Raw genomic sequence first — 24,974 nt, 5'->3', positions numbered from 1 at the left:
CTATCGGCACTTCATCGCGAATCTTTAGCGTCCCGGAACGAAGTGCGAACACATTCACAATCGTCGTTTCTGCCTTAACAAGAATGCGCCGCCATAGGGAATCGGCCTGACGACAGTACGGGGTAAGGAGCAAGCGCATTCAATCCTGAATGAGTGAACACACCTCCCCGCCGCGCGGCCGGTTCCGCCACTGTGCGGGAGACGGGGTTTGGTTCGCATCGCTCTATTCATGCTGCTGCTCGCGCTCTGCGCCGCGTCCGCGGTCCAGGCCGCGGGCACCGCTGCGGGCACGAACATCCAGAGTGCCGCGCAGGTCAGTTACAGCTTCGGCGGCACGTCGCAGACGGCGACGTCCAACACCGTGACGGTGACGGTCGTCGAGATTCTCGACGCCGTCGTCACCGTCGCCGGCAACGCTTCCGTTGCGCCGGGCGATACCCAGCAGGAACTCGTCTTCACCGTCACCAACACCGGCAACGGCACCGAGGCGTTTCATCTCGCGGCGCTGAGCGCCGGCCTCACCGGCGATCAGTTCGATCCGGTGCTGGCGACCAACCCGCTCTGGTTCGACACCGACAACAGCAACGACCTGTCGGCAGCCGACACCATCTACGTTCCGGGCAGCAACGATCCGGTGCTCGCCGCCGATGCGAGCGTGCGCGTCATTCTCGTCAACGACATTCCGGCGAGCGCCGCCGACGGCCAGCGCGGCCGCAGCCAGTTGACGGCGACGTCGCGCACCGGCGCCGGCGCGCCCGGCACGCTGTTCGCAGGTCAAGGCGACGGCGGACTCGATGCGCTGGCCGGCACCAGCGGCGGCAGCGCCGCGCAGGTGGGCGAGTACATCGTCGCCGGCCTGCAGCTCGCCGCGGTGAAGTCGCAAGTCGTCGTCGATCCGTTCGGCGGCGCGCGTGTCGTGCCCGGCGCGCGCATCAACTACCAGGTCGTCGTCACGACGACCGGTTCGGGCCTCGCTGCAGGCGCCGTGTTCAGCGATGCGATCCCGGCCAACACCACTTACGTCGCCGGCACGCTGCGCCTGAACGGCACTCCGCTTTCCGATGACGCCGACGGCGATGCCGGCGAACTCGTTGCCACCGCCGCGCCGCAAGTGCGCATTCAACTGGGCGATCTCACTGCGGCCAGCGCGCCGCAGACCCTCGAGTTCGCCGTCACGATCAATTGACGAAGGAGAAGGGCCATGACGATTGCGTTTCGTAACCGGGGATTCGTCGCTGCGATGGCAGCGTTCGTTTCGCTCGGCGCTGCAGCGGAAAACTGCATCGAGCTGACGACCACGGCGGAAGCCGAGCAGACCTACACCAACGAGCAGGGCCAGCAGGCGACGCGGCTCGTGCCGGTGGTCAAGGCGCTGCCGGGCGATGAAGTCGTATGGACCGTCACCGCGAAGAACCTCTGCAGCAAGCCTGCGGAGCACGTCGTCATCGCCAATCCGGTACCGGAACACATGACGCTCGTGGCCAACACCGCGATGGGCATCGGCACCCAGATCACTTATTCGCTCGATGGCAAGGATTTCCAGGCGGCGAACGCGCTCAGCGTGAGTGATGCCGCGGGTACGCGCAGCGCGCGTCCCGAAGAGATCCGTCACATCCGCTGGAGCTACGGCACGGCGTTCACGCCCGGCGCCACTGCGTTCGTGCGCTATCGCGCCATCGTCGACTGACCGCTTCACGTTTCTGATTTTCTTTCGTGTCACACAGGAGATTCGTAATGTCGATTGCAAGGCACCTCAAGCAGGCAAGCCTCGCGCTGTTGATGTTGTCGCCCGCGGCCGCGCTGCAGAGCGCGTACGCGGAAGGCACGACCGCCGGTACCTCGATCAGCAATACCGCGTCGGTCAACTACAGCGTGGGCGGCGTCGCACAGACGCCCATCAACAGCACGACGGCCACGTTCGTCGTGGACCGCCGCATCTTTCTGTCGGTGGTGGCGGTCAGCCCCTCGCCGACCGAACTCGCGGCCACGGTTCCGGGCGCACCGGCTGTCGTCCGCACGTTCCGCATCACCAACACCTCCAACCGCCCGATCGGCTTCCGCTTCGTGCCGACCAATGCGGCGGCGGACGCGTTCGACCTGGCCAACCTCATCGTGCGCGTCGACTCTGCGGCCGGTCAGCCGATCGCGTCGTTCACACCGGGCACGTACGACAGCAGCACCGACACGGCAACCACCGTGGCGACGCTGGCTGCCGACCAGAGCACGACCGTGTTCGTGCTGGGCGACATTCCCGTGAGCGCGACCAACACGCAGTCGGCGACCATCAACCTGCAGGCTGTCTCGATCGAACCGACGTCGCTGAATGTCGGCGCGGTGGGTTCGGACATCGTGCAGACCGCCGGCGCCGATACCGCCGGCATCGATACGGTGTTCGGCGATGCGGGCCGCGACGGCACGGAAACGACGACCAACGTCTATACGGTATCGTCGGCGACGCTCGGCGTGACCAAGGCCGCCACGGTCATCAGCGATCCGTTCAACAACACGACCAACCCGAAAGCCATTCCGGGCGCCGTCGTCGAGTACGCCATCACGATCGCCAACACCGGCGCCGTGCCGGCACAGGACGTGGGCGTGAGCGATGCGCTCGATGCCAGCACCACGATCGCGACCGGCGCCTACAGCGGCAGCGACATCCAGATCGCGGTGTCGGGCGGGTCGACCACGACCTGCACGGCTGCGGCGGACGGCGACGGCTGCTCGGTGAGCGGCGGCACGCTGACCATCGCGGGGTCGAGCCGGCCGAACATTCCGGCAGGTCAGACCGCGACCGTGCGTTTCCGCGTGACGATCAACTAAGGACAGTTATCGCCGCATGCGTAACGCCAAGCGCCGTGCAGCGCACTCACGGAACGTGAGCTGATGCACGGCCAGTCATACGAAGCTCCGGGACACGACGCGGGCGGGACGGTGAATAGCCGTCCCGCCTTCGGCGTGTCTATGGGCAGCTTCTTTCTCTTCCCCTCCTCCGCTTGCGGGGGAGGGCAGGGTGGGGGTCTTTCCTCGCTTCGCTTGCTCGTCGCATGCTTCGCGCTGCTGCTTGCAACGTCCGCATTCGCCCAGACTGCGCCGGGCACGGTGATCGAAAACGTGGCGAGCGTGACGTTCGCCACCTCGCAGGGAACGCCGCAGACCATCACCAGCAATGCGGTGCGTGCGCTGGTTGCCGCAGCGCCGACGCGTTCGGCACTCACGATCCTGCGCGCCGATCTCACCGGTGCAAACACTGGCAGCACCGTGTATCCGACGCAGTGCCGCTCGGGCAACTCCGTCACGACGCTGCCCGCGCCGCTCACCTCCGCCGGCGTCGTCATCGATCTGTCGCAACCCGTCGCCCTGACGACGACCGCTTCGCTGCACGGCGGTGAAGCCGCCTTCCTGCAACTCGCCGATGCCGACCAGAATCTCGACGCCACGGCGATCGACATCGCCGAGTTGCGCGTCGCCACGCCCGCCGGCGACAGCGAAGTGCTTCGCCTCGCCGAAACCGGCCCGAACACCGGCGTTTTCGCCGGCTACATCCAGACGCGCGCCGCCACAACGAATGCAGGGGCGAGCGCCGGCAACTGCGTGCTCGAAGTCGCGCGCAATGCGTCCATCAATTCCATCTACGTCGATCCCGTCGACGCCAACGACACGAGCAATGCGAGCGCACTCGTCGATCCTTACGGTCTCGTGTTCGACTCGACCACCGGCACGCCGATCGACGGCGCGCGCGTACGTCTGATCGATGCGACTACCGGTTCACTCGCGCAGGTGTTCGGCGACGACGGCGCCAGCCGCTATCCCGCCGAAATGGTCACCGGCGAGCAGGTCACCGACTCCGGCGGCATGGTGTACTCGCTGCCGGCGGGCGTCTTCCGCTTTCCGCTGGTCGCGATCGGCAGCTATCGCCTCGAAGTCGATCCGCCCGCGGGCCACGCCTTCCCCAGTACTCTGAGCCTCGCCGAACTCGCGAACGCGCCGGGCGGCCCGTATCGCCTGGAAGACGGTTCCTTCGGTCGCGAATTCACGGTCAGCGCCGGCCCGACCGTCGCCATCGACGTGCCTGTCGATGCGAGCGCTTCGCAGCTTTTCCTGCGCAAGAGCACGATCACCACGGTCGCCGCGGTCGGCGACTTCGTGCAGTACTCGCTGGTCGCCGAGAACACGTCCGGCAACGCAGCGATTGCGAACGTGCAGATCGTAGACCGGTTGCCGCAGGGCGCGCGCTATCGCGCCGGCTCGACGCACATCGAAGGCGCCGCCGTGCCCGACCCTGCGATCTCGGCGGATGGCCGCACACTCACGTTCACGCATGGACGGCTTGGCGCCGGTCAACGTGTGGAGATCCGCTACGTCGTCGAAATCACGGTCGCGGCGCACGGCCGGCAGCTCGTCAACAGTGCGCAGGCCACCGGGCCAGACGGCGTGACCTCCAACATTGCGCAGGCCACGATCGCGCTGCGCGAAGAACTGTTCCGCGAACGCGCCATCCTGATGGGCCGCGTCGTCGAGGGTGAATGCTCGGCGCTCGCCCAACAGCAGCGCGGCGTCGGCGGCGTGCGCGTGTATCTCGAAGACGGGCGCTACTCGGTGACGGATGCCGACGGCAAGTATCACTTCGACGATGTCGCGCCCGGCTCGCACGTGGTGCAGATGGATACCGTGACGATTCCGTCGACGCACCTGGCCGCAACCTGCCCGGGCCGCGTGCGTGCGGCCGGCAGCGCGTACTCGCAGTTCGTCGATGTGCGCGGCGGCGCGCTGTGGCGCGGCGACTTCGTCGTGCAGCGCAAGCAGCCGGCGAAGGGTGAGGTGAAGCTGCAGTTCCAGACGCGCGCGACCGACGAGGCATTGCGGCACACGGCAGCGCTCAGCGTCGCCGGTCTCGCCGTCGCGAATGCGCAGATCATGACTGTGCTGTCTGACGGACTGACCTACGTGCCGGGCAGCGCACAGCTAGATTCGAAAGCGATCGACGATCCGACGGTCATGGACAACGTGCTGGTATTCAAGCTCGGCACGCTTGCGGCAGGCACGACGCCGACGCTGACCTTCGACACCCGTCCGACTCAGGTGTCGAGCGGCGCGCTGACCGTAAAGGCCGTGGCGCGTTTCGACACGCCGTCGGCGAAGAATCAGGCCACTGCCGCTGTAGAAAACGTCGCGCTGCGCGGCCAGATGCTGCACGAGACGGCTTCGTATCGCTTCACGCCGCGCGCCGAGATCGCCGCTGCGCAGCTCCAGTCGGCGGATCGCGAACAGCTCGATCGCATCGTCGCCGAATGGCGCGGCGTGACGAACCTGCGGCTGAACGTGGTCGGTCACAGCGACGCCGCATTGCTGGCGGCCAGCAATCCGGTCGTTGATGCCGATCCGCAGACGCTGTCGCTCGCGCGAGCCGATACCGTCGCGAAATATCTCGGCACGCAACTGAACATCGATCCTGTCCGCGTGAGTGTGGAAGGCAGCGGCGCTTCGGCGACGACGGATGCCGATCCGCCGCGCGCGCTGCACGGCCGTATCGACATTGCGCTCGAAAGTCTGCGCGTGAAAGCGGCCGGCGGCCTGTCCATGCATCGCGCAGCAGCGGATTCGCCGGCCGTCGCGACGCTCGGCAAGCTCGATCCGGCGCCGGTCGCTGCCGCGCCCACATCGCTCGCCGTGAAGCGCGACAAGCCGCGCGAGATCGACGTCGAACAACTCCAGCCCGGCACCGACTGGGTGACGCCGCTCGAAGACGAACTGCCGGCGATCCCGAGTCTGTCGGTGGCGATCCGCCATCTGCCGAACCAGCGTGTCGAACTCGCCGTCAACGGCTCGCCCGTCAGCGCGCTCAACTTCGACGGCGTGACCGGCAATGCCGCCGGCACGGTCGCACTGAGCCGCTGGCGCGCGGTCGCGCTGCGCAATGGCGAGAACGAACTCAGCGCGCGCGTCTTCGATGAGAACGATCGGGCCGTCGCCGAATTCCAGCGCAGCATCCACTACGCCGGCGGCGCCGTGCGCGCCGAGGTGGACCGCACCGCTTCGACGCTGATTGCCGACGGCACGACGCATCCCGTCATCGCGCTGCGCATGGTCGATGCCTACGGCCAGCCGGCGCGGCCCGGCACGCTCGGCGGCTGGAGCGTCGGCGAGCCGTATCGTTCCTGGTGGGAAGTGCAGTCGCGCAACGAGAACAAGCTCATCGATGTCCGCACGAGCTCGCCGACCTTCAGCGTCGATGCGGACGGCATCGCGCGCCTGGAACTGGAGCCGACCGCACAGGCCGGCACCGCGATCGTCAGGCTGCGCCTCAACGATCGCCAGGAACAGGAGATCCGCGTGTGGCTCGAACCGCGCGCACGCGACTGGATCCTGGTCGGCATCGCCGAAGGCACGAGTGCCTACAACCGCATCAGCCAGAACATGCAGTCAGCGGCCGACGCGGGGCTCGAAGAGGGTTACTCGACGGCCGAGCGCGTCGCGTTTTTCGCCAAGGGCGCAATCAAGGGCGACACGCTGCTGACCATCGCCTACGACTCGGCGCGCGATCACGAAGCCGAGAAAGATCGATTGCTCGGCACCGTCGATCCGAACCGTTTCTACACGCTGTACGGCGATGCCACCGAGCAGCGCTTCGAAGCGGCGACCACCGAGAAGCTGTATCTCAAGATCGAACGCCGTCAGTTCGCAGCGCTGTTCGGTGGTTTCACCACCGGCATGACGGTGACGGAGCTGTCGCGCTACAACCGCACGTTCAATGGCCTCAAGGCCGAGTACGCGGGCGAGCGCTTCGGCTACACCGCGTTCGCTGCAGAATCTGAACAGGGCTACGTCAAGGACGAACTGGCGGGCGACGGCACCTCGGGCCTGTATCGACTGTCGCGCCGTCCGCTGATCGTCAACAGCGACAAGCTCCGCATCGAAGTGCGCGACCGCTTCCACAGCGAAGTCGTGCTCGAATCGCGCGAGCTCACGCCGTTCATCGACTACAGCATCGACTATCTGAACGGCACGCTGTTCTTCAAGCAGCCGGTGCCGAGCCGCGATTCGAACTTCAATCCCGTGTACATCGTGGCGGAATACGAAGTGCTGAGCGGCGGTGAGTCGGAAATCACGGCGGGTGGACGCGGCTCGGTGAAATTCGCCGGCGATCGTGTCGAACTCGGTGCGACGTATCTGCAGGAAGGCGCGACCGCGGGTGATTCGCGCCTGGCCGGCACCGATCTGCGCTGGCAGATCGCGGCCTCGACCGAACTCAAAGCCGAAGTCGCACGCAGCGAATCGGACGATCCGGCCCGCGCGTCGCAGGCCACGGCGTATCTCACGCAGCTCGAACACGTCACCGAAACGCTCGACGCACGCGCCTATCTGCGCGAGCAGGAGGCCGGCTTCGGGCTCGGCCAGCAGATGGTGTCGGAGGAGGGCACGCGCAAGTTCGGCGTCGATGCCCGTTATCACTTCACCGAACGCTTCGCGCTCGAAGGCGAAACCTATCGTCAGGAAATGCTGGAAAGCGGCGCGCAACGCGACTACGTCAGCGCCGAAGTGCGCCGCGAATCGGACGACTACACGGTCGGCGTCGGCGCGCGTCACGTGGCCGACACCGGGCTCACGGACGGCGAGCGCCAGTCGCAGCAGGCCTTCGTCAACGGCAGTCTCGATCTGTTCAAGGATCTCGTCACACTGCGCGCGGCGCAGGATCTGCCGCTCGGCGGCAGGAATTCCAGCATCGATTTCCCGGCGCGTTCGCTGATCGGCATCGACTGGCACTGGCGCGCCAGCACCACGTTCTTCGCCGAATACGAACACGCCGATGGCGATGACTTCGATGCCGACATGACGCGCGTCGGCGTGCGCACCTCGCCATGGGAACGCGCGCAGATCCAGTCGAGCATGAGCCAGCAGACGACGGAGTACGGCCCGCGCGTGTTCGCGAACTTCGGCCTGATGCAGGGCTGGAAGGCGAGCGAGCGCTGGGACCTGGACTTCGGCGTCGACCAGAGCCGCACCGTGCGCGGCGGCGCGGTGTCGCCGTTCAATCCCAATGCTTCGATGGCCTCGGGCTCGATGAACGGCGACTACCTGGCGGCGTTCGTCGGCGCGACGTTCCGCGGCGAGTTCTGGACCTTCGCCTCGCGCGCCGAGAATCGCCATTCCGACCAGGAAGATCGCTGCGTCTTCACCGGCGGCTTCTATCGCGAGCCCATCGCCGGCCACGCCTTCGCGATGACGACGACCTGGTTCGACAGCCAGTTCGCCGCCGGCAGCGACACCACCGCCGCCGCAACGCAGCTCGCCTGGGCCTATCGCCCGGCGACGAGCGCCTGGATCGTGCTGGATCGCCTCGATCTCAAGCACGAGTCGAGCAGCGATACGTTCGGCGAATTCGAATCGGCGCGCATCGTCAACAACCTGAACGCCAACTGGCAGATGAACCCGTGGACGCAGGTCGGCCTGCAACTCGGCGCGCGCTACGTGCGCAGCACTTTCGACGATGAGCGCTACAGCGGCCTGTCGAACCTGGTCGGCCTCGACATGCGTCGCGACCTGACCGACCGCGTCGACGTCGGCCTGCACGGCACGATGCTGAACTCGCTGCAGTCGGGCGTGAGCGAAACGTCGGTCGGCGTCGACCTGGGGTATGCGCTGGCGAAGAACGTGTGGATTTCGATCGGCTACAACTTCACCGGCTTCCGCGACGATGACTTCGAAGCCAGCCGCTACACGGCCCAGGGTCCGTTCATCAAGTTCCGCATGAAGGCCGATCAGGACACGTTCAAGGATCTGTCGCTGGATGCGTTGCGGCCGGGGCGCAGGAGTGCGGAGTAGCGCTTCTTTCTTGCTGTGGGGCCGGCTTCAGCCGGCCTCTGAGGAGTCAGGCTGAAGCCTGACCTACAGGAAGAAGCGGATCGCAGTTTTCAGGCCGGCTGTGACCGAAGGAAATCCCCGTGGGAAAGCCGGCCCCACAGGAAGAGCGCTTCCGCCGCCGCGGCGCGCGGCGTAGAGTCCCGCCCCATGCGCGCCGCACTCCTCCTGCTGCTCTCACTGATCGCCGCCGTTCCCGTCCTCGCCGACGAGACCATCCGCTGCGGCAGTGCCATCGTGAATTCGTCCCTGTCGGTGGCGGAGATCGTCGACAAGTGCGGTGAGCCGGCATCGAAGCAGGTGCGGGAGGAAGAGGTGCGCGCCCGCAACCCGAACGGCGCATCCGTCGTCGTCGGCACCACCGTGATCGAGGAATGGACCTACGACCGCGGCAGTCGCGCCGCGCCGATCAGGATCACCATCGTCGATGGCAAGGTGCGCTCGATCGAGCGCATCCTGTGAGTTTCTTCGGAGAAGCATTTCACACAGAGATCACAGAGATCGGAAGAAGAAAATTTCCACGGGGGACACGGGGAACACGGGGCCCGGAACAGAAAAGATCTTTCTTGTCCCCGTGCTCCCCGTGTCCCCCGTGGAAAATCCTTCTTCTCTTCTTCCGATCTCCGTGATCTCCGTGTGAAACCCTCCCTTCCGAGAAACGCTTGAGCGGCTACAACACCCGGATCGTCACCGTACACATCGGCGGCGAGGACTATCGGCTGCGCATCCTGGCTGACCGCCAGCAATTCCACGATCCCGACGGTGCTGCGGAGCGCGCGGGCATTTCCTCGGCCACCTGGCCCATCTTCGGCATGATCTGGCCGGTGGGACTGGCGCTGGCGGAAGAACTGTCGCGCTTTCCTGTCGATGGCCTGCGCATCCTCGAAATGGGCTGCGGCATGGCGATTTCGAGCCTGGTATTGCAGCGTCGCGGCGCCGACGTCACGGCGAGCGACAACCATCCGCTCGCCGAAGAATTCCTGCGTCACAACACCGGACTGAATGGCCTGCCGCCGGTGGCGTATCGCCATGCGCCATGGGGCGAGCCGAACGAATCGCTGGGCCGGTTCGATCTGCTGATCGCCAGCGACGTGCTGTACGAGCCCGATCACGCCGTGCTGCTGGCCGGATTCATCGAACGGCACGCGCAGCCGCAGTGCACGGTGCTCATCGCCGATCCGGGCCGCGGCTATCGCGGCCAGCTCGGCAAACGCCTGGAGGCGCAGGGCTATGCGCGCACGGAACTGCGTTGTCGGACGGGCGGACCGGAGATCGAAGCCAAGGGGCGCATCCTGCAGTTCACGCGGCCCGCGGGCGAATAGCCGCGATCTGCCCTCTTCCCACAACCTGAGGCTGGCTAAAGCCAGCCGCTACAGGAAGAATCGCAGCCACCGGTATTCTCCAGATCAAGTCGCGTATCCAGGATGGCCATCGCAATCCCGCAGGTTTCCCCGAAGACGATCGACCCCAGGCGCATCGCTGCCGCCTGGTGTACCGGCATCGGCCTCTATCTCATCGCGATCTGGTTCGCCGACGACAGCGCCGAAGTCTGGATCAACGACATCGGCTGGACGCTGTCGTCGCTGGTCGCGTGCTGGAGCTGCCTGCGCACCGCGCGACGCCTCGAAGGGTCGGCCGCCCGGGGCTGGTGGCTGCTGGGCGCCGGTTGCGCGAGCTGGGTGATCGGTCAGCTTTTCTGGAACTACAACCAGCTGGTGCTGGGCATCGCGATGCCGTTTCTCGGCATCGGGCAGGTGTTCTATTCGCTGTTCCCGCTGTTCGTCATCGCAGCGACCAGCCAGCTGCCGGAAGAACATCACGACGCGCCATTCATGCCGAAGCAGCTCGGCAACGTGGCGCTCGTGCTGTGCTGTCTTGCGATGACCGTGACGCTCGGCCTGATCGAACCGGCGCTGCAATCCGGCGCGCCGCGCAAGCTGCTGTGGCTTGCGGCCCTGCAGACCACCATGATCAGCGCCACCTTTCTCTACGTCCTCTACACGCTGTGGACGTATCGCTGGACCGTCACGTGGGGAGTGATGCTGAAGCTGGTGGCCGGCACCGGCATCTATGCGGCCTGCACGCTCATCTATATCCGCTCGCTCATGCTGCGTACGTATCTGCCGGGCGATGCCATCAATGCCAGCTGGCTGCTGCTGTTCGGCCTGCTGTCGTGGGCGGCGGCGGAGCGCGACTGGTTGCGCGCCACGCCGGCCGCAAGCGCATCGCGCCGGCTGCTGCGTCGCGAGCGCTGGCTCGAAGCCGTGGTGCCGGCGTTGCTGATCATCAGCATGATCAGCGTCGGCATCGTCAGCGCCGATACGCTCACGCCGCGGGCGCTGGCGTGGACGGCCGGGCTGTTCATCCTGTTCGCGATCATCCTCGGCGTGCGCGAGGCTCTGATCCAGAGCGACGCGCAGCGGCTCAACAACGAACTCATGGAGGCCAACCGTCGTCTCAACGACGCCAACATGGATCTGCGCGACAGCGAGCTGCGTTACCGCGATCTGAACGCGGTGCTGGAGAAGCGCGTCGCCGAACGCACCTCGCAGCTCGAACGCGCCTACGGCGAGCTGGAAGGATTTTCGTACGCGGTCGCGCACGACCTGAAGGCGCCATTGCGCGCCATCGACGGCTTCGCGCATCTGCTGCGCGACGAACTCGGCAACGACGTCAGCGCCCAGGCCGACGCCTACCTGAAGCGCCTGCGCGGCGGCGCATTGAAGATGGCCTCGCTGATCGACGATCTGCTGTCGTACGCGAACACCGAGCGCCGGCAGCTGAACGCGACGCACATCGAGCTGCAGCGGCTGGTGAACTCGGTCGTGGAAGAATGCGCGGACGAGATGGAACGCCGCCACGTGCAGCTCGCCGTCGACATCGAACCGCTGACCTTGTTTCTCGACGCCGACGGACTGGCGCTGGCATTGCGCAATCTGCTGGGCAATGCGATCAAGTACTCCAGTGCCGTGCCGCAGCCGGCCATCGCGATCGCCGCGAAGCGCACCGGCAACCTCGTGCTGCTGACGGTCCGCGACAACGGCATCGGCTTCGACATGCAGTATCACGATCACATCTTCAACGTGTTCCAGCGGCTGCATCGCGACGAACAGTATCCCGGCACCGGCATCGGCCTCGCGCTGGTGCGCAAGGCCGTCGAGCGCATGGGCGGTCGCGTGTGGGCGCAGAGCGCCGTGGGGGAGGGCGCCTGTTTCTTCGTCGAACTGCCCGCCGTGGCCATGCCGCCGGCCTGAGCGTCAGCGCCAGGCGTCGGCAATGCGGGTCGACGTCGGCCTGCGATCGAGCGTACCGACCAGCGCAAGTACCCCCGCCACGGCCAGCACGGTGCCGACGATGAAGGCCGGTGCATAACCGAAGGCATCGACGATCGTCGCCGACGCGAACGTTCCCGCGCTGTTGACCAGCACGAAGAAGCTGGCGAAGAGCGTGTAGTCCGTGCCCGCATGTTCCGGATCGGACGCATCCATCATCAGCGTGAACAGCGCGACCGTCGCCGTCGTGCCGATGACGCCTTCCGTCACCGTGGCGACCCACAGCAGCGACGTGCCGCCGATCCCGCACGCGGCGACGATGTACAGCACGAACGCGACGGCCTGCGCCAGGCCCGTGACCAGCATCGCCTGCCGGCGCGACACACGAAACACGTACCAGCCGCCGAGCACGGCGCCGACCAGACTGGTGGCATTGCCTGCCACGCCCTTCATGGCGCCGATCGTTTCCTTGTCGAGGCCGGCGTCGGACAGGAACGGGCCCAGCACGTTCGAGACCATCGCATCGCCGAAGCGGTAGCAGAAGATGAGTCCTGCGAAACCGAGCATGCCCGGCGTCAGCATGCGTCGGAACCACGCGAGGAGCAGCGTCTTCGTCTCGACCGGTTCGACCGCAGGTCGCGGCATCGCCGGCAGGAATGCGACCGGCAGCACCGTCAGCGCGAGCAGTGCAGCCATGCAGGCGAACATGACCGCCCAGTTCGTGCGCGCAAAGACGATGAGCAGCACACCGGCGCCGAAGATCATGCCGAGGCGATAGGCGCCGACCTGGATGCCGTTCGCGTAACCACGCTCGCTCGCATCGAGCATCCGCACCGCCAGGCCGTCCGTCACCACATCCTGCGAAGCGGCGATGAGGTTGAAGAAGAACGCCGCGATCAGCACTGCGATCAATCCATGATCGAGCTGCAGCTGCGTCAATGCCAGTGCGCCGACGATCGACGCGCCCTGGAACAGCAGCAGCCAGCGGCGCGGCGCACCGCGATGATCGAGCCACGGCGCCCACAGGAATTTCAGCGCCCACGGCAGGTACAGCAGGCTGAGCGCACTGATCATCTTGAGCGAGTAGCCCGCTTCGCGCAGCAGCACCGGCAGCGCCTGCGTGAAGAATCCGTAGGGCAGCCCCTGCGCGAGGTACAGCGCTACCAGCAGCGAGATCTTGTGTGTGCGGGTCAGGTGCGATGCCAGGCTCATGGCGGGCTGCGGATTCCTGCAGATCAGGCTGTAGGTCAGGCTTTAGCCTGACTGTTTTCAGGCCGGCTTCAGCCGGCCCCACAGGAGTCCTTCTACTCGCTGACCTGCACCAGCAGTTTCCCGAAGTTGCTGCCCTTGAACAGACCCATGAAGGCCTGCGGTGCGTTCTCGAGACCCTGCGTGATGTCTTCGCGGTACTTGATGCGGCCTTCCTTCAGCCACGTACTCATGTCGGCGATGAAGGCGGACTGACGGTGGTAGTAGGTCGAGATGATGAAACCCTGCACCTTGACCTGCTTCGTGAGGAACGTCCCCATCAGCTGCGAGCTGCGATCCGGACCGGGCGGCAGACGGGTGGCGTTGTACTGGGCGATCAGGCCGCACAACGGTACACGTGCATGCGTGTTGAGCAGCGGCACCACGGCATCCCAGACGGCACCGCCGACATTCTCGAAGTAGACGTCGATGCCTTTCGGGCAGGCGTCTTTCAGCAGGCGCGGCATGTCCGCGTCGCGATGGTCGATGCACGCGTCGAAGCCGAGTTCCTTGACGGCGTAGCTGCACTTCTCCGGTCCGCCGGCGATACCGACGGCACGCAGTCCCTTGATCTTTGCGATCTGGCCGACGACCGAACCGACCGCACCCGTTGCGGCCGCAACAGCCAGCGTCTCGCCCGGCTTCGGCGCGCCCAGATCGAGCGTGCCCACGTACGCAGTGAGACCGGGCATGCCGAGCACGCCCAAGGCATACGACGGCTTGGGAATGCGCGCATCGAGCGGCGTGATGCCCATGCCGTTGCTCACCTGGTACTCCTGCCAGCCGCTGTAGGAATTGACCAGATCGCCTTCCTTGAAGCGCGGATTGCGCGAAGCCGCGATGCGGCTGACCGTTCCGCCGACCATGACCTGGTTCAGTTCGGTCGGCGCCGCGTAGGAGGCGGCATCGCTCATGCGGGCGCGCATGTAAGGATCGAGCGACAGATACACCGTACGGAGAAGGACTTCGCCGTCCCGCAGTGCCGGGATCGGCACTTCCTCCAGCCGGAAATCAGCCGGGGTCGGATCGCCGTCGGGGCGCTTCGCGAGCACGATGCGACGGTTGATCTGCGGTGCCGCCGCTCCGAAGGCTGCACCAGCCAGCAGACTGGTCCCGACGATAGCGCCGCTCGATGCGATGAACTGTCTGCGTGTCGACATGCTGATTCCTCCTGGTCCGGTTCGTGATGTGAGCGTCTGATCAGGTAACTGCGTGAGCCGAGAACTTGATGGCGAAGACGCGCTGGCTGGACATGGCCATCCTCCGGTAGGTGTCACTGCCCGACGTCGCCGGGCGCTTTTCGCGTGTCGACTGCAGTTGTTTGCGGTGCGTTGTCCGCGCGTATCCAGAATACCGTGAAGACCAGGTCCCTGCCTTGGTACTGCCAGTGGCCGGAGAGCTTCAGAGTGTCTTTGTCCAGGGTGTAGCTACGCACGAGCTTTCGACCCGTATCGGCGGGATCCAGGCTGACCGATGGAATGTGCACCACCGTGCCCGCTTCGACATCGACCTCGTAGCGACCGGCATAGCCTGTCGACGAACCCTCGAAGCTGCTGCGCAGTTCCTCAGCCTTCGCCGTATCCACGTTCCAGCTGCGATCCTTCGGCATCAGGTTCGCTGACACGTAGCCGTCCGGCGTGTAGATCAGAACACCCTCGTAGGCCGGTCCCGGAACCTGCACCTCTTCGCCGGCGGGCGTTGCATTGGTTTCTTTCTGGAATATCCAGACGCCGGACAGGTCGTTCGCGAGGGCTGGTGTCGCTGTTGCCAGCAGCAAGGCAACAAGAGAGCAGGGGAGAAGCTTCATGGCTCGGCTCCTGGTCAGCGGACCGTGTTCGACTCGAGCACCAGAATCTCATCGCCGTTTTCCAGTGACTGACCCTTGGGTCCCCTGGCCTTCGTATTCCGGCAACACCGCGAGCACCAATACTTCGCCAGTCGCACCGTCGCCGTTGCAGAAGCCGATGAGAACGGAATCATGGAAGCACGCCCAACCCTGAACTCTTCGACTCGCCATGTTGGCCGCGCTGGTTTCAGACGTGATTCCGTACGCCGCCAGCCGTTCCTTCGGGATCGGATTCTGGCGAGTGCGAGCACGCACCGAGAACATGTCCTCGATGTCGCCCACCTGTGTCTTGCGGATTTGCAGTTCCATTCTCGGCGTCGAGAAGAGTTCGGCACTACTGCCTTTCCTCCCCCTCCTCCGCTTGCGGGGGAGGGTTGGGGTGGGGGCCTCTTGCTGTGGGGCCGGCTTCAGCCGGCCTTCTTTCAGAGTCAGGCTGAAGCCTGACCCACAAGGATCCCCATCCCCCCCGCTTCGCAGGGGTCGTGCCGCCTGCGTCGAGTGTGGCGCTTGAAAGGTTGCATGATCGCGTGTCCTGATTTCCGCCTGCCTAACGATTGCTCCGGGCTTCTTCGGCGGCACGCCGCTCGCTGTCGAGTTCGTCCAGGAACTCACGCATTCTGCGCAGCTTCTCCTCGTTCATCGCATTGCCGGGGTGGGTGCCCTGAGGAATCTTGTCGAAATCCGCTTCATAGAAGATGTGAAATCGAGGATCGTCCTCGATGGGCTGAATAACGAATGCGGCGTTCAGCGCAGGGACAAACCATCGTCCTGAAAGCGTCTGGACATCGATCTTCGTAAACGCGTGCGGGTCTTGATCCGGCAGCGCGCCGAACACCACGGATTTTCCTCCCGCCTGCTCGATCTCCCGCGCTACGCGAACAGGAACGGGCAGCGCACCGGTATGAATCCAGAAGTTCACGGGTGGATGCAGAACGTCCGGAGAATCCACGCCGCTGTCCGGCGGAATCGCCGGGCTGACGATTTCGCCGGTCCATTCCCGGAGATTCTCACCCGAAGGAATACCGGCTACGTCGCGCGCCACCATCCGGAGGGTCGTATCGGGAAATGCTGCAACATCGAATGTCTGGCCAGCGGTCTCCAACAGAGCAAAGTTGATGCGAACGATCTGATATCGCTTTGCAAAGTAGGCCTGATGACGCAAACCGTACTTCGACGGCGACTGCAATCGAACGAGATCCGCCTCGTCGACGGGCAATAGAAGATCTGGAATTGATTCGGCAGATTCGGCAATGGGCTGCGCCATCCATATCCCAAGCGACACGACCACAGCCACGACTCGACGTATTCTGTTCACGCGACTCTCTCTGTCATTCGCCTTCACGGGGGATGTCGATCAGCGGAGTCGCCATGGTGACGGCAGCCGTGATGGCCTGATGCATTTCATGGTGGAACTTGTCGATCGGATGCTTCGATCGTGCCGCAACCTCAAAGACGCGCTTGATGGACTTTGCACGAAGATACCAAAGCAGATGTTTCTCTCCGGCGATCTCGATGGCGAAGTAGGACTCCACCTTTACGTCTTCATCCTTCAGTGTCGCTGCGGCTTCGTCGAGCCGCGCAGCGATCGTGCTGCGCCATAGTTCAAGCTTCTCTTCTGATCCGGGATTCAGCTTGACGAGTGCTGCTGCGTATTCCACTTCCGGACTCCTTCGAAAGCATGGTGCTACCGCTTAGCCGGGAGCGCGTCTTCGCGGCAATCGGCCGCAGGTTTGTCAGGCAATGCCCAGATACTTCTTGTAGTAGCCCGCCTTGGTTTCATAGCCGCGCCCTGAGTAGAAAGGGCCGGCCCCGGCCGTCGCAAGCGAAATCAACCTGCAGCCATCAGCTGCGGCGCGTCGTTCGAACTCTTCCATGAGCAGGCTGCCGATGTCTCTTCCGCGATGACTCGGACTGACAAGGATTTCGTCGACCCAGGCGGTGTCTCCGCCCGCATAGAAGGCCGTGCGCCGACATCCCGATACATAGCCGATCAATCCTTCTTCGTTCTCTGCAACGAGCACGTAGCTGGCGGGATCGCCGAGCTTTCGAACCAGAATCTCCGTCAACCGCGCAACAGAAGACGGCGTCGGTGTCGGAAACTGCTGAATCAACCCGATGAGTGCCTGCGAGTCAGTGGGTTCTGGGGTGCGGATTCTGATCATGTGCTCACCATCGAAAGTCCATCCTCACGTACGCACAGCGTTGCCAGCTGGATGCCTTCACGCGTCGCGCTGCAGCGCCGTGTTCGGCTGCAACGACCACAGGCCGATGCAATGTCGGGCGATGTGCTCGATATTGGCGGCCGGCATATGGCGCCAACCCGCCTGCGGCGGCGGCTCTGCGCCTACGAAGACCGGTGTGCTCACGACGCTGAGCATGTCGTAGTCCCCGGCGGAATCGCCTACGGCTGCGGTGCGTTCCAAAGGTACTTTCAGTCGAGCGGCCAGGTCGAGCACCCACGCAGCCTTGTGTTCCGGCCAGACGTGGTCGATGGCGCCGGAGTCGTGCAGCCCGGTCGCGAGACAATGCTCGATGCCAAGAGCGTCTGCAAAGTAAGTGGCTGCGAAATGCCACGTGATCGAAGCGATGCCGATGACAACGCCGTGAGCCTTCAGCAACGAGATGCCTTCGGCGAGACCCGGCGCATGCTGCGCCTGAGAAAGCGACTGCAGGAGCGCCGGGCGCGGCACGTCCCGGTACCACGCAGCCATTTCCTCCCGTGCTGCCGCTATCCCGTTTCGCTGCTTCAGTCGCTCGAACTCCTGCATACGCGGCAGGCGGCCGACGTATTGGGCAAGCACCTCGCATACAGTGGGCCCGCGCAGGAGTGTGCCGTCAAGATCGAATACAACCAGTGCGCGAGGCTGCGTCATCGCCTTCCTTCTGCGTCCAATCTGCGCTGGAGCTGCGCGGCGCGAGAACGCAGGCCAAGAGGTGCCGACCAACAAATTTGCCGCCATTGCTGTGCGTATTCGCTCACGAGGCGAGTTCTAGCAATTGAATGGCGCCTACTCACCACAGAAAAACCTGGCCACCAATACGTAAAGGAAGAATACAAGAGGCGTTGCCGTTACCACGCTGAATGCCAGCAGGCCATGAGGACGTGGGCCTTCCAGACAATACAAGCGTCGCAGGATGCAGGCGGCGAGGATGAAAGCGATGAGACTGCAGCCCACGAGCATCGGTATGCCCGGCTTTCGCCAAAGCGTGGATAGAACGCCGTATTGCGGCGAGCCGGCGACCCAGATCAGCAACGTGAAGGTGAGGCCCGCCAGACAAAGAAGAATGACCGCGGCGAAATCAATCCGGTTCTCGCTGATCGTCATGTGCATATTGCCAGGCGTCACTCGCATGGTGCCTGCAGGACTTCAATCACAGCCCGAAACCGTTGCGGCATCGTAGGTGATTGAAGCTCCCGTCCCCGGAAGGATCGGCTGCGCACTTGCGAACCCTTCCGCGCTCAAGCCGGACGAGACCGGATAGATCGGCGCGCGAACGACAATCTCGCCTGCCGGCGGGAACGAGCCAAACAACTCGCGATAGAGCGAGGTGGCCATCATCAGCGTCAGCTCCGGTCCGGGGTGCATTCCGTCACGGTCAAGCCATCGCAGAGCGCCGTTCTTGAGCCTTCCGCAGTCCAGGTAATTCGATACCGGGACGTAAGCGGCATCGAGCGCTTTTGCCAACACCGTTTCCGCTGTGACGAGTGCGCGCGAAGCCGAAGACGATCCCTGGTAGGTGCCGAGGAGCACAGGCTCCATCCCATGCTCGCGTGCGGTGCGAACAAGCGTCGCGGCCGAACTCTCGGCGTGTTTCTGCGTTTCCGACCGGTCAATCTGGGCGCCCATGAGGTCGCCACCCCGCTCCTGCAGGATCAGATAGTCGAAGCGATCCTCAACCGTTGGTCGTTCCAGCGAATCATCATCGACTCGATCGGTCAATGTCGCGCCGCCTTGAACGATCATCTCCGCAGAACAGTTCCTATCCGACGCGTTGCATAGTGCGGAAAAAACCGCAGGCAGATTTCCCACATAAGTGACGCTGTTTCCAAGGAACAGCACACGGGCGGGCTCGCTTCCCGGGGAATCGTTGCTATTGCACGCGGCGAGAAGCGTCGTTACGCAGATAGCCAGGAAGCGGAGATGGGCTTTCATGTAACGCCTAGACGCTATTGCTCACGCGCGTGCGTTTCGCGTCGGCTCGAAACGTTTGTCAGAGGTCTGATTTCGCTCGGCGATGGGCGCGTCGGGGATCGCGTGCCAGGTGCATTGCGGCCACAACAACGACGGTGTTGGCACGGACAACGAAAAAGACACCATACGGGAAGCGATGAACCAGCGCTCGCCGTAGAGTTCTGAATGTCGCCGGGAAGCGCAGCGGCTCGGATTGAACCGCGGCGACAACGGCAGAGACTTCTTCCACAAATTCCTTGCCGAGTCCTTCACGCTGTTCTTCGTACCAGCCATAAGCAACAGCAATGTCGGCTTCCGCATCCGGGCGGACAATGAGGTGCAAGCTCAACCCCTTTTTAGGATCCGTTCCTTCACTTCAGACCAAGGTGAGCCCGCCTCTGGATTCTTCTCGTACTCATCCAGGCGACGATCCAGTTCAGCCCGCTGCGCTTCTGTTAACTGCAGCGCATCCGGTGCATCCGCGATGCTGTCCCAAATCGCTTCCACCAGCTTCAGGCGCTCGGCGACGGGAAGCCCCAGAACATCGGAAAGGCGAATGGCTTTCATGAGGTCGACTCTAGCACCGCCGCACAAATCCTGAAATCCGACTCTTCAAACCTCAACGCTGCCCATCATGCGCGTGCGTTTCGTCGCCTGCAGTGCATTGTTGGGCATGCCTCTCAAAGACACTGTTCATTCTGAAGCCCAAACGCTCCACTTGAGCTACAAGCGAAGGCGCTTCGCCTTTGCGAGTCGGGCGCGCAACGCGCGCGGACTCGAAGTGTTGTCATGTTCGTTCGCCGCAGGCACCTTCGGTTCCTCGCTCCATCTGACTGGCCAACATTCGCTGAAGTTTTCGCTTGAATGGTCTGATCCAGAATTCCGAAAATAGAGCTGCATAGATGAGAGGTTTGAGCGCCACAGGCAATGCGATTGCCGGAGTCTGGGCCGCCGCGGCGCCGTAAATGGTAATCGCAAGCCCGGTTACTGCCGATGCGAGAAGGCCTACGGCGTATGCGGTGTTGATGACCATTCTGGCGTGCGATATCAATCCGTTGATCCCGGGGGCTCGAACCGGATATCGCACGATCCACGAAGTGCGATCAAAGAAAACCCAGGTGGCTCTTGCTCCGTGAGACATGACTGAGAGCATGACGGTCAGGCCGATGACAACACCAAAGGCAGAAATTTCCCAGAGCCGGTTGGTCGCAGTCAGCAAAACAACAACTGGCGCAAGAAGCCCGCATACAAACAAGCCAGCCGCTCCGGCCCAGTCTGTTTGCAACTCCAATGCTGCTGCGGACAGTGTTTCCTTTGGGCTCAATGCCGATGGGGGTAGCTCGAAGGCGGATGCCAGGGCCATTTTCGAGTCAAGTGAGCACGTCCCATCCGTTTCAATGCGCTGAATGGTTCGCTCGCTCAACCCGGAGACAGCAGCAAGCTGTTCCTGGGACCATCCTCGTTCTCGACGTAGTTCTCGGATGACATCGCTCGATACGCTCATGTGGAGTGCTCCGGAGTTGCTACCGCGAGCGAAACTACACACGGTTCACGTACCCGGAACACGACAGCAGGGCGACAAAGAGACGACACCTAGCCGCCACCTGCGCCTTTGCTTTGGCTTTCAAGAACATAACGTCGCAGTTGAGCCGCGAGCGAAAGAGCTTCGCTTTTGCGAGTCGAGCGAGCAGTGCGCGTACTTGACCCGCTTGTTAGGCATTCCGTTTCGCCAGAACGCCGCCCAAGTACGCGGACGACACCAGCCCTCCGAATACGACCACCGCGATCACGGCGGTAACAGGCACATTCACTCTTTCGAAAGAGTGAATCATCAGCAGCAAAGCGGGGCCCACAACAATTGCCGCCGACACCGCCCCTCGGCTTGGGGTGATTGCCTCGCCAATCCGGGAAGCCAAAGCACCGGAGATTGTGAACACGGCTACCAAATAGAGCAGGAGGAGGAAGACGCCGCGCGGATCTACGACGCATTCATAGCAATCGAGGCAGAAGTAATGCTCGCCAGGAACCTTCTCCGGTTCTGGCAGATACACTGGATATGCAGCAGATATCCCGCAATAGCCCCAGCCTTCAGGATCGTACGCAGGTGATGGCGCGAAGATAAGCCCCACGGTGCCGAATACGACTCCACCGATTGCTCCGAGAATGTCTCCGGCTTTCATTCTGAATGCCTAACGTTCAAGCTCAGCTGCGGCACACCGGTGTATCAGCACGCGAGCGCACGGCGACAAGGAGTGCAGGACGCGGACTCGCCCGTGGCGGGGCACTCCATGGGTTCCCGTCCTCTGCAACGCCGAGTCGGCGCCGTCAACGACGATCCTGCAGTTTGAACTCTCGAATCTCGAAGCTCCAGCTTGCGTCATAGAGTTTGTCGGTGTCCGTCGATGCGCCAACGGCGAATGCGTACTTGGGATGGATCTTTAGCTCCACGAGCTTGCGGCCATTGGAAACCTCACCAGCAATCTGTTCCATCAGTTCACGAGGAAGATACCCCTCTCGGCATGGCTGGTAGCGCAGCCGATTCATGAGCTTGGGACGGCCAAAACCGATCCCGCCGTAGTGGCGAGCTGAGCATTTCCCATCGCGAACCTTCACATGAAACTCTCCATAGCCAAATGGCGCTCCTATGCCGATACCGAGATCGTAGGTATAGCTCGCAGCCTCCAGCGCTTCCCAGTTCTTTAGTGCCTGGGCGATACGTTCGGCGTCCAGAGCAACTTCGGCAGCTCCACACCTGGCGCCAGCGACCACGAGTATCACAGCCCAGATAGTTGCACTGCGATTCATGGTGCCTAACGTCGCCGCTGTGGAGCGCAGGCAGGTGCCTCGTCTGGCCCCGTCGCAACCAGCGGCTTGTTATGCATCCGCGTCACTTCGAGAACCAGGATGACAACAAGGGCTGACGCCAAACGAACAGCCTATCGAAGATCCTTTTTGGCGCCAAAAGACACAGCAAACCCACAAGGACAAACATAGCCACAAAGATGGTGGCGCTCAGTTTTGGACCGAACGCATTCGTACGGACGCCGTTGTCGATGATGGTTGATTCTGGATCCAGCAGCAACGAAGCAAACGCGATCAGCATCACACTGCCAACGAGGCAGAACATCGCTCCGACGAAACGGAATCCACGACGAAACCGCTTCATTTCCTTCAGTTGCGACGAGTCCACGCTCTACGTTCCTTCTCTATGCCTAACGCTCGCATTGAGGCGTGTGCGTTTCGCACATCGCCTCTTGAACGCGTTGTTACAACTATTGCTCGACTTCTGTTCCCCACCCGTCATATTTCGCATTCGCCCGCTCCGCAATCTCTTCGATTTCAAGAGATTGTCGTTCTACAGATTCGATGTCCGGCGCGCTTCTCTTGACTAGATCCAGTGACCAGAGATCTTGCTCGTCTTCATGTTTTCCTTCATGAGCCACAGAGTATCCAAGGCGGATGCCGAGAGACTGAACCAATTCGAAGCTCGCCTGCGTGTAGCAATAGAGATGATGCTCCAAGGCATGTTGCTTCCGGAAATCCGCACCAGCATCGCGCAATGCTTTCACAACAGCGATGTTTCGATCGTAGTTTCGCGACTTGATCACTGCTGACTCTTGAGCTCTAGCGCTATTTCTCACGGGCCTGCGTCTCGCACGTCACCCCTTGGAGCGCATTGCTGGAGCTCTGCATTCCGAACCACCAGAATGCCAAGCCGCCGACGGCACCCATGGGCGCCGTGAATGCGAGCAAGTTCAGGAAACCTCTGAACAACGATACGTCACCTCGACTGAACCGGATAAGCGCAGCAGTCAGTACGAACGTCAGACATGTCGCAGAAACCACGCCCAGCACCGCGCCGGCTGCGGGACCGGTCCAGCCCAAGCGTCTCCATATCCCCAGGAGCGGCCAAGCAATGCAGAAACCAGCGATATAGCCGCCCGCGGTACAACCAAGCGCTACTGCCGTTGCCGTGTCTGAGTCGAACTCGTTGCGGCGAAGCCCGATGAGCAATGCCGCAATTACCGCGGGAAACAACGGTGCCACCACCAGCGCGAGAATTTCCTGCTTCTTGCTCATGTGCCCCAACGTTTGAGCTGAGCCGCAAGTCAACGCGCCTGCGTCCTCGCAGTTCTCGTTGAACGCTTTGTCAGATCTCCGCGATATTGATCTGCGTACGTGTCGAGAAGACGTCGGATCATTCTCTGATAGGACGTGTGGTTACGCTCCGCCGCCTCTTTAAAGAAGTCGACACTGCGACGACTCAGGGAAATGGTGACTTTGATTCCTTCCTCCCCGGCCACCAGTTGCTCGGGTGATGGCAGGAAGTCGCGAATGACCTCTGCCTTGATAGGTTCATTCGAGTACTTGATTTTCTTGCTCATAGATTCGCTTGCCTTTGCGCCAGTAGCCGGCGCCTATGATACGAATCACGTCGTTCCGGTAAGTGAAGCGCACCGTAAGAACTCCTCCGCCCGCGGATCCGAAACAGTAAAAGCGTTCCTCTGACTTGCTATGCGCGAGATCGCGAGCGATGACACGCCGTGGATCCAGGAACGCCTCTTGGGCGAGATCGAAACTGACGCCATGCTTCTCTTGGTTCTCTGCATCCTTGTCGAGATCCCATTCAAAGCTGGTTGTCATCGCCGCAGGCTAGCATCGATATGGCGATATAGCCATATATAGGAAAACCGGCGCTGCTGGGAGCAGCGGCTTGTTCACGGGCATCGCGCCGGCCGACATCCATCGGCCAGCGCCTCGATCGACTACGCCCGGATGAACGCCAGCAGATCCGCATTCACGACCTCGGCGTTGATGGTGCAGAGACCGTGGCCGAATCCCGGGTACACCTTGAGCGTTCCCTTCTTCAGCAGCTTGATGGACAGATGCGCCGAGTCGGCGATGGGCACGATCTGATCGTCGTCGCCGTGCATGACGAGCGTCGGCACGTCGATCTTCTTGAGGTCTTCGGTGAAGTCCGTTTCGGAGAAGGCCTTGATGCAGTCGTAGTGCGCCTTGATGCCGCCGGCCATGCCCTGGCGCCACCAGTTGTCGATCACGCCATCCATGACTTTCGCGCCGGGGCGGTTGAAGCCGTAGAAGGGGCCGGACGGGACGTCGCGATAGAACTGGGCGCGGTTCGCCACGAGTGCGGCGCGAAAGCCGTCGAACACTTCGAGGGGCAGGCCGCCGGGATTCTTTTCCGATTTCACCATCACCGGCGGCACGGCACCGATCAGTACGGCCTTGGCCACACGCCCGCCGCCGCCGTGCTGCGCGACGTAGCGGGCGACTTCGCCGCCGCCGGTGGAGTGGCCGATGTGAATCGCGTTCTTCAGATCGAGATGGGCAGCGAGTGCGGCGACGTCGGCGGCATACGTATCCATCTCGTTGCCCTTGTCCGTCTGCGACGAGCGGCCGTGGCCGCGGCGATCGTGGGCAATGACGCGAAAGCCCTTCTGCAGGAAGAACATCAACTGCGCGTCCCAGTCGTCTGCGCTCAGCGGCCATCCGTGGTGGAACACGAGCGGCTGGCCCGCGCCCCAGTCCTTGTAGAAGATTTCGGTGCCGTCTTGGGTT

The 24,974-nt window shown here is 63.1% G+C and carries 28 protein-coding genes; 7 read left to right on the top strand and 21 right to left on the bottom strand.

Going from position 1 to position 24,974, the window contains the following annotated elements:
* Window positions 1-208: 208 nt before the first annotated feature.
* The 7 genes from V7D81_RS08225 (at window position 209) to V7D81_RS08195 (ending at window position 12,110) form a co-directional block, all read left to right on the top strand.
* Complete coding sequence (locus tag V7D81_RS08225) at window positions 209-1,186, top strand: hypothetical protein (protein ID WP_324315670.1); 978 nt, start codon at window positions 209-211, stop codon at window positions 1,184-1,186.
* Between the two features lie 15 nt (window positions 1,187-1,201).
* Window positions 1,202-1,687, top strand: a complete 486-nt coding sequence (locus V7D81_RS08220; protein WP_324315669.1) for a hypothetical protein — start codon at window positions 1,202-1,204, stop codon at window positions 1,685-1,687.
* Between the two features lie 47 nt (window positions 1,688-1,734).
* Window positions 1,735-2,820 carry a hypothetical protein gene (locus V7D81_RS08215; RefSeq protein ID WP_324315668.1) on the top strand — a complete coding sequence of 362 codons (1,086 nt, stop codon included), beginning with the start codon at window positions 1,735-1,737 and terminating at the stop codon, window positions 2,818-2,820.
* Window positions 2,821-3,033: 213 nt separating this feature from the next.
* Window positions 3,034-8,820: an OmpA family protein gene (locus V7D81_RS08210; protein WP_324315667.1), complete on the top strand. Its 5,787-nt coding sequence runs from the start codon at window positions 3,034-3,036 to the stop codon at window positions 8,818-8,820.
* A 186-nt stretch (window positions 8,821-9,006) separates the two neighbouring features.
* A complete protein-coding gene (locus V7D81_RS08205) occupies window positions 9,007-9,318 on the top strand; it encodes a DUF2845 domain-containing protein (protein ID WP_324315666.1) in 312 nt (103 codons plus the stop codon).
* A gap of 200 nt (window positions 9,319-9,518) precedes the next feature.
* Window positions 9,519-10,178, top strand: a complete 660-nt coding sequence (locus V7D81_RS08200) for a class I SAM-dependent methyltransferase (RefSeq protein ID WP_324315665.1) — start codon at window positions 9,519-9,521, stop codon at window positions 10,176-10,178.
* 102 nt (window positions 10,179-10,280) lie between these two features.
* Entirely contained in the window at window positions 10,281-12,110 is a 1,830-nt protein-coding gene (locus tag V7D81_RS08195; protein WP_324315664.1) for a sensor histidine kinase, read from the top strand.
* A gap of 3 nt (window positions 12,111-12,113) precedes the next feature.
* On the opposite strand, the gene V7D81_RS08190 is transcribed toward V7D81_RS08195, so the two are convergent.
* The 21 genes from V7D81_RS08190 to V7D81_RS08090 form a co-directional block, all read right to left on the bottom strand.
* The gene (locus tag V7D81_RS08190) at window positions 12,114-13,340 is read right to left on the bottom strand and encodes an MFS transporter (RefSeq protein ID WP_324315663.1); all 1,227 of its coding nucleotides are present in this window, start codon (window positions 13,338-13,340) and stop codon (window positions 12,114-12,116) included.
* Between the two features lie 92 nt (window positions 13,341-13,432).
* The gene (locus V7D81_RS08185) at window positions 13,433-14,542 is read right to left on the bottom strand and encodes an NADP-dependent oxidoreductase (protein WP_349257633.1); all 1,110 of its coding nucleotides are present in this window, start codon (window positions 14,540-14,542) and stop codon (window positions 13,433-13,435) included.
* 107 nt (window positions 14,543-14,649) lie between these two features.
* Window positions 14,650-15,183, bottom strand: a complete 534-nt coding sequence (locus V7D81_RS08180; RefSeq protein WP_324315661.1) for a lipocalin-like domain-containing protein — start codon at window positions 15,181-15,183, stop codon at window positions 14,650-14,652.
* Between the two features lie 48 nt (window positions 15,184-15,231).
* Entirely contained in the window at window positions 15,232-15,531 is a 300-nt protein-coding gene (locus V7D81_RS08175) for a hypothetical protein (RefSeq protein WP_324315660.1), read from the bottom strand.
* Window positions 15,532-15,769: 238 nt separating this feature from the next.
* Window positions 15,770-16,486, bottom strand: a complete 717-nt coding sequence (locus tag V7D81_RS08170) for a hypothetical protein (protein WP_324315659.1) — start codon at window positions 16,484-16,486, stop codon at window positions 15,770-15,772.
* 64 nt (window positions 16,487-16,550) lie between these two features.
* The gene (locus tag V7D81_RS08165; protein ID WP_324315658.1) at window positions 16,551-16,880 is read right to left on the bottom strand and encodes a DUF6176 family protein; all 330 of its coding nucleotides are present in this window, start codon (window positions 16,878-16,880) and stop codon (window positions 16,551-16,553) included.
* Between the two features lie 75 nt (window positions 16,881-16,955).
* Window positions 16,956-17,384 carry a GNAT family N-acetyltransferase gene (locus tag V7D81_RS08160; protein WP_324315657.1) on the bottom strand — a complete coding sequence of 143 codons (429 nt, stop codon included), beginning with the start codon at window positions 17,382-17,384 and terminating at the stop codon, window positions 16,956-16,958.
* 57 nt (window positions 17,385-17,441) lie between these two features.
* Complete coding sequence (locus V7D81_RS08155) at window positions 17,442-18,095, bottom strand: HAD family hydrolase (RefSeq protein WP_324315656.1); 654 nt, start codon at window positions 18,093-18,095, stop codon at window positions 17,442-17,444.
* Window positions 18,096-18,230: 135 nt separating this feature from the next.
* Window positions 18,231-18,548, bottom strand: a complete 318-nt coding sequence (locus V7D81_RS08150; protein ID WP_324315655.1) for a hypothetical protein — start codon at window positions 18,546-18,548, stop codon at window positions 18,231-18,233.
* A 42-nt stretch (window positions 18,549-18,590) separates the two neighbouring features.
* Window positions 18,591-19,376 carry a hypothetical protein gene (locus V7D81_RS08145; RefSeq protein WP_324315654.1) on the bottom strand — a complete coding sequence of 262 codons (786 nt, stop codon included), beginning with the start codon at window positions 19,374-19,376 and terminating at the stop codon, window positions 18,591-18,593.
* Window positions 19,377-19,434: 58 nt separating this feature from the next.
* A complete protein-coding gene (locus V7D81_RS08140; RefSeq protein ID WP_324315653.1) occupies window positions 19,435-19,737 on the bottom strand; it encodes a type II toxin-antitoxin system RelE/ParE family toxin in 303 nt (100 codons plus the stop codon).
* Between the two features lie 2 nt (window positions 19,738-19,739).
* Window positions 19,740-19,961, bottom strand: a complete 222-nt coding sequence (locus V7D81_RS08135; protein ID WP_324315652.1) for an addiction module protein — start codon at window positions 19,959-19,961, stop codon at window positions 19,740-19,742.
* Between the two features lie 220 nt (window positions 19,962-20,181).
* Window positions 20,182-20,898: a helix-turn-helix transcriptional regulator gene (locus V7D81_RS08130; protein ID WP_324315651.1), complete on the bottom strand. Its 717-nt coding sequence runs from the start codon at window positions 20,896-20,898 to the stop codon at window positions 20,182-20,184.
* 208 nt (window positions 20,899-21,106) lie between these two features.
* The gene (locus V7D81_RS08125; RefSeq protein ID WP_324315650.1) at window positions 21,107-21,574 is read right to left on the bottom strand and encodes a hypothetical protein; all 468 of its coding nucleotides are present in this window, start codon (window positions 21,572-21,574) and stop codon (window positions 21,107-21,109) included.
* A gap of 145 nt (window positions 21,575-21,719) precedes the next feature.
* Window positions 21,720-22,199, bottom strand: coding sequence for a hypothetical protein (locus tag V7D81_RS08120; RefSeq protein ID WP_324315649.1), 480 nt, complete (start codon window positions 22,197-22,199; stop codon window positions 21,720-21,722).
* A gap of 82 nt (window positions 22,200-22,281) precedes the next feature.
* Complete coding sequence (locus V7D81_RS08115) at window positions 22,282-22,584, bottom strand: hypothetical protein (RefSeq protein WP_324315648.1); 303 nt, start codon at window positions 22,582-22,584, stop codon at window positions 22,282-22,284.
* Between the two features lie 82 nt (window positions 22,585-22,666).
* The gene (locus V7D81_RS08110; RefSeq protein ID WP_324315647.1) at window positions 22,667-23,002 is read right to left on the bottom strand and encodes a ribonuclease E inhibitor RraB; all 336 of its coding nucleotides are present in this window, start codon (window positions 23,000-23,002) and stop codon (window positions 22,667-22,669) included.
* A 22-nt stretch (window positions 23,003-23,024) separates the two neighbouring features.
* Window positions 23,025-23,474 (bottom strand): hypothetical protein, encoded by a 450-nt coding sequence (locus V7D81_RS08105; protein WP_324315646.1) that lies wholly within the window; start codon window positions 23,472-23,474, stop codon window positions 23,025-23,027.
* Window positions 23,475-23,503: 29 nt separating this feature from the next.
* Window positions 23,504-23,779, bottom strand: a complete 276-nt coding sequence (locus V7D81_RS08100; protein WP_324315645.1) for a hypothetical protein — start codon at window positions 23,777-23,779, stop codon at window positions 23,504-23,506.
* The gene (locus V7D81_RS08095; protein ID WP_324315644.1) at window positions 23,751-24,038 is read right to left on the bottom strand and encodes a BrnT family toxin; all 288 of its coding nucleotides are present in this window, start codon (window positions 24,036-24,038) and stop codon (window positions 23,751-23,753) included. Before V7D81_RS08095 ends, V7D81_RS08100 begins: the two co-directional genes overlap by 29 nt.
* 122 nt (window positions 24,039-24,160) lie before the next feature.
* Window positions 24,161-24,974: alpha/beta fold hydrolase (locus V7D81_RS08090; RefSeq protein ID WP_324315643.1), on the bottom strand; the 814-nt coding region annotated here is incomplete at its 5' end.

Origin of the sequence: Povalibacter sp., assembly GCF_036735925.1 — a bacterium.
Taxonomy (GTDB): domain Bacteria; phylum Pseudomonadota; class Gammaproteobacteria; order Steroidobacterales; family Steroidobacteraceae; genus Steroidobacter.
This window is presented reverse-complemented; position numbering and strand designations above follow the sequence as displayed.

Bases quoted from the DNA above. Each gene is read 5' to 3' on its own strand.
- V7D81_RS08220 (WP_324315669.1), top strand. From the start codon at position 1,202: ATGACGATTGCGTTTCGTAACCGGGGATTCGTCGCTGCGATGGCAGCG.
- V7D81_RS08215 (WP_324315668.1), top strand. From the start codon at position 1,735: ATGTCGATTGCAAGGCACCTCAAGCAGGCAAGCCTCGCGCTGTTGATG.
- V7D81_RS08205 (WP_324315666.1), top strand. From the start codon at position 9,007: ATGCGCGCCGCACTCCTCCTGCTGCTCTCACTGATCGCCGCCGTTCCC.
- V7D81_RS08195 (WP_324315664.1), top strand. From the start codon at position 10,281: ATGGCCATCGCAATCCCGCAGGTTTCCCCGAAGACGATCGACCCCAGG.
- V7D81_RS08190 (WP_324315663.1), bottom strand. From the start codon at position 13,340: ATGAGCCTGGCATCGCACCTGACCCGCACACACAAGATCTCGCTGCTG.
- V7D81_RS08180 (WP_324315661.1), bottom strand. From the start codon at position 15,183: ATGAAGCTTCTCCCCTGCTCTCTTGTTGCCTTGCTGCTGGCAACAGCG.
- V7D81_RS08175 (WP_324315660.1), bottom strand. From the start codon at position 15,531: ATGGAACTGCAAATCCGCAAGACACAGGTGGGCGACATCGAGGACATG.
- V7D81_RS08170 (WP_324315659.1), bottom strand. From the start codon at position 16,486: ATGGCGCAGCCCATTGCCGAATCTGCCGAATCAATTCCAGATCTTCTA.
- V7D81_RS08160 (WP_324315657.1), bottom strand. From the start codon at position 17,384: ATGATCAGAATCCGCACCCCAGAACCCACTGACTCGCAGGCACTCATC.
- V7D81_RS08155 (WP_324315656.1), bottom strand. From the start codon at position 18,095: ATGACGCAGCCTCGCGCACTGGTTGTATTCGATCTTGACGGCACACTC.
- V7D81_RS08150 (WP_324315655.1), bottom strand. From the start codon at position 18,548: ATGACGATCAGCGAGAACCGGATTGATTTCGCCGCGGTCATTCTTCTT.
- V7D81_RS08145 (WP_324315654.1), bottom strand. From the start codon at position 19,376: ATGAAAGCCCATCTCCGCTTCCTGGCTATCTGCGTAACGACGCTTCTC.
- V7D81_RS08135 (WP_324315652.1), bottom strand. From the start codon at position 19,961: ATGAAAGCCATTCGCCTTTCCGATGTTCTGGGGCTTCCCGTCGCCGAG.
- V7D81_RS08130 (WP_324315651.1), bottom strand. From the start codon at position 20,898: ATGAGCGTATCGAGCGATGTCATCCGAGAACTACGTCGAGAACGAGGA.
- V7D81_RS08125 (WP_324315650.1), bottom strand. From the start codon at position 21,574: ATGAAAGCCGGAGACATTCTCGGAGCAATCGGTGGAGTCGTATTCGGC.
- V7D81_RS08120 (WP_324315649.1), bottom strand. From the start codon at position 22,199: ATGAATCGCAGTGCAACTATCTGGGCTGTGATACTCGTGGTCGCTGGC.
- V7D81_RS08105 (WP_324315646.1), bottom strand. From the start codon at position 23,474: ATGAGCAAGAAGCAGGAAATTCTCGCGCTGGTGGTGGCACCGTTGTTT.
- V7D81_RS08100 (WP_324315645.1), bottom strand. From the start codon at position 23,779: ATGAGCAAGAAAATCAAGTACTCGAATGAACCTATCAAGGCAGAGGTC.
- V7D81_RS08095 (WP_324315644.1), bottom strand. From the start codon at position 24,038: ATGACAACCAGCTTTGAATGGGATCTCGACAAGGATGCAGAGAACCAA.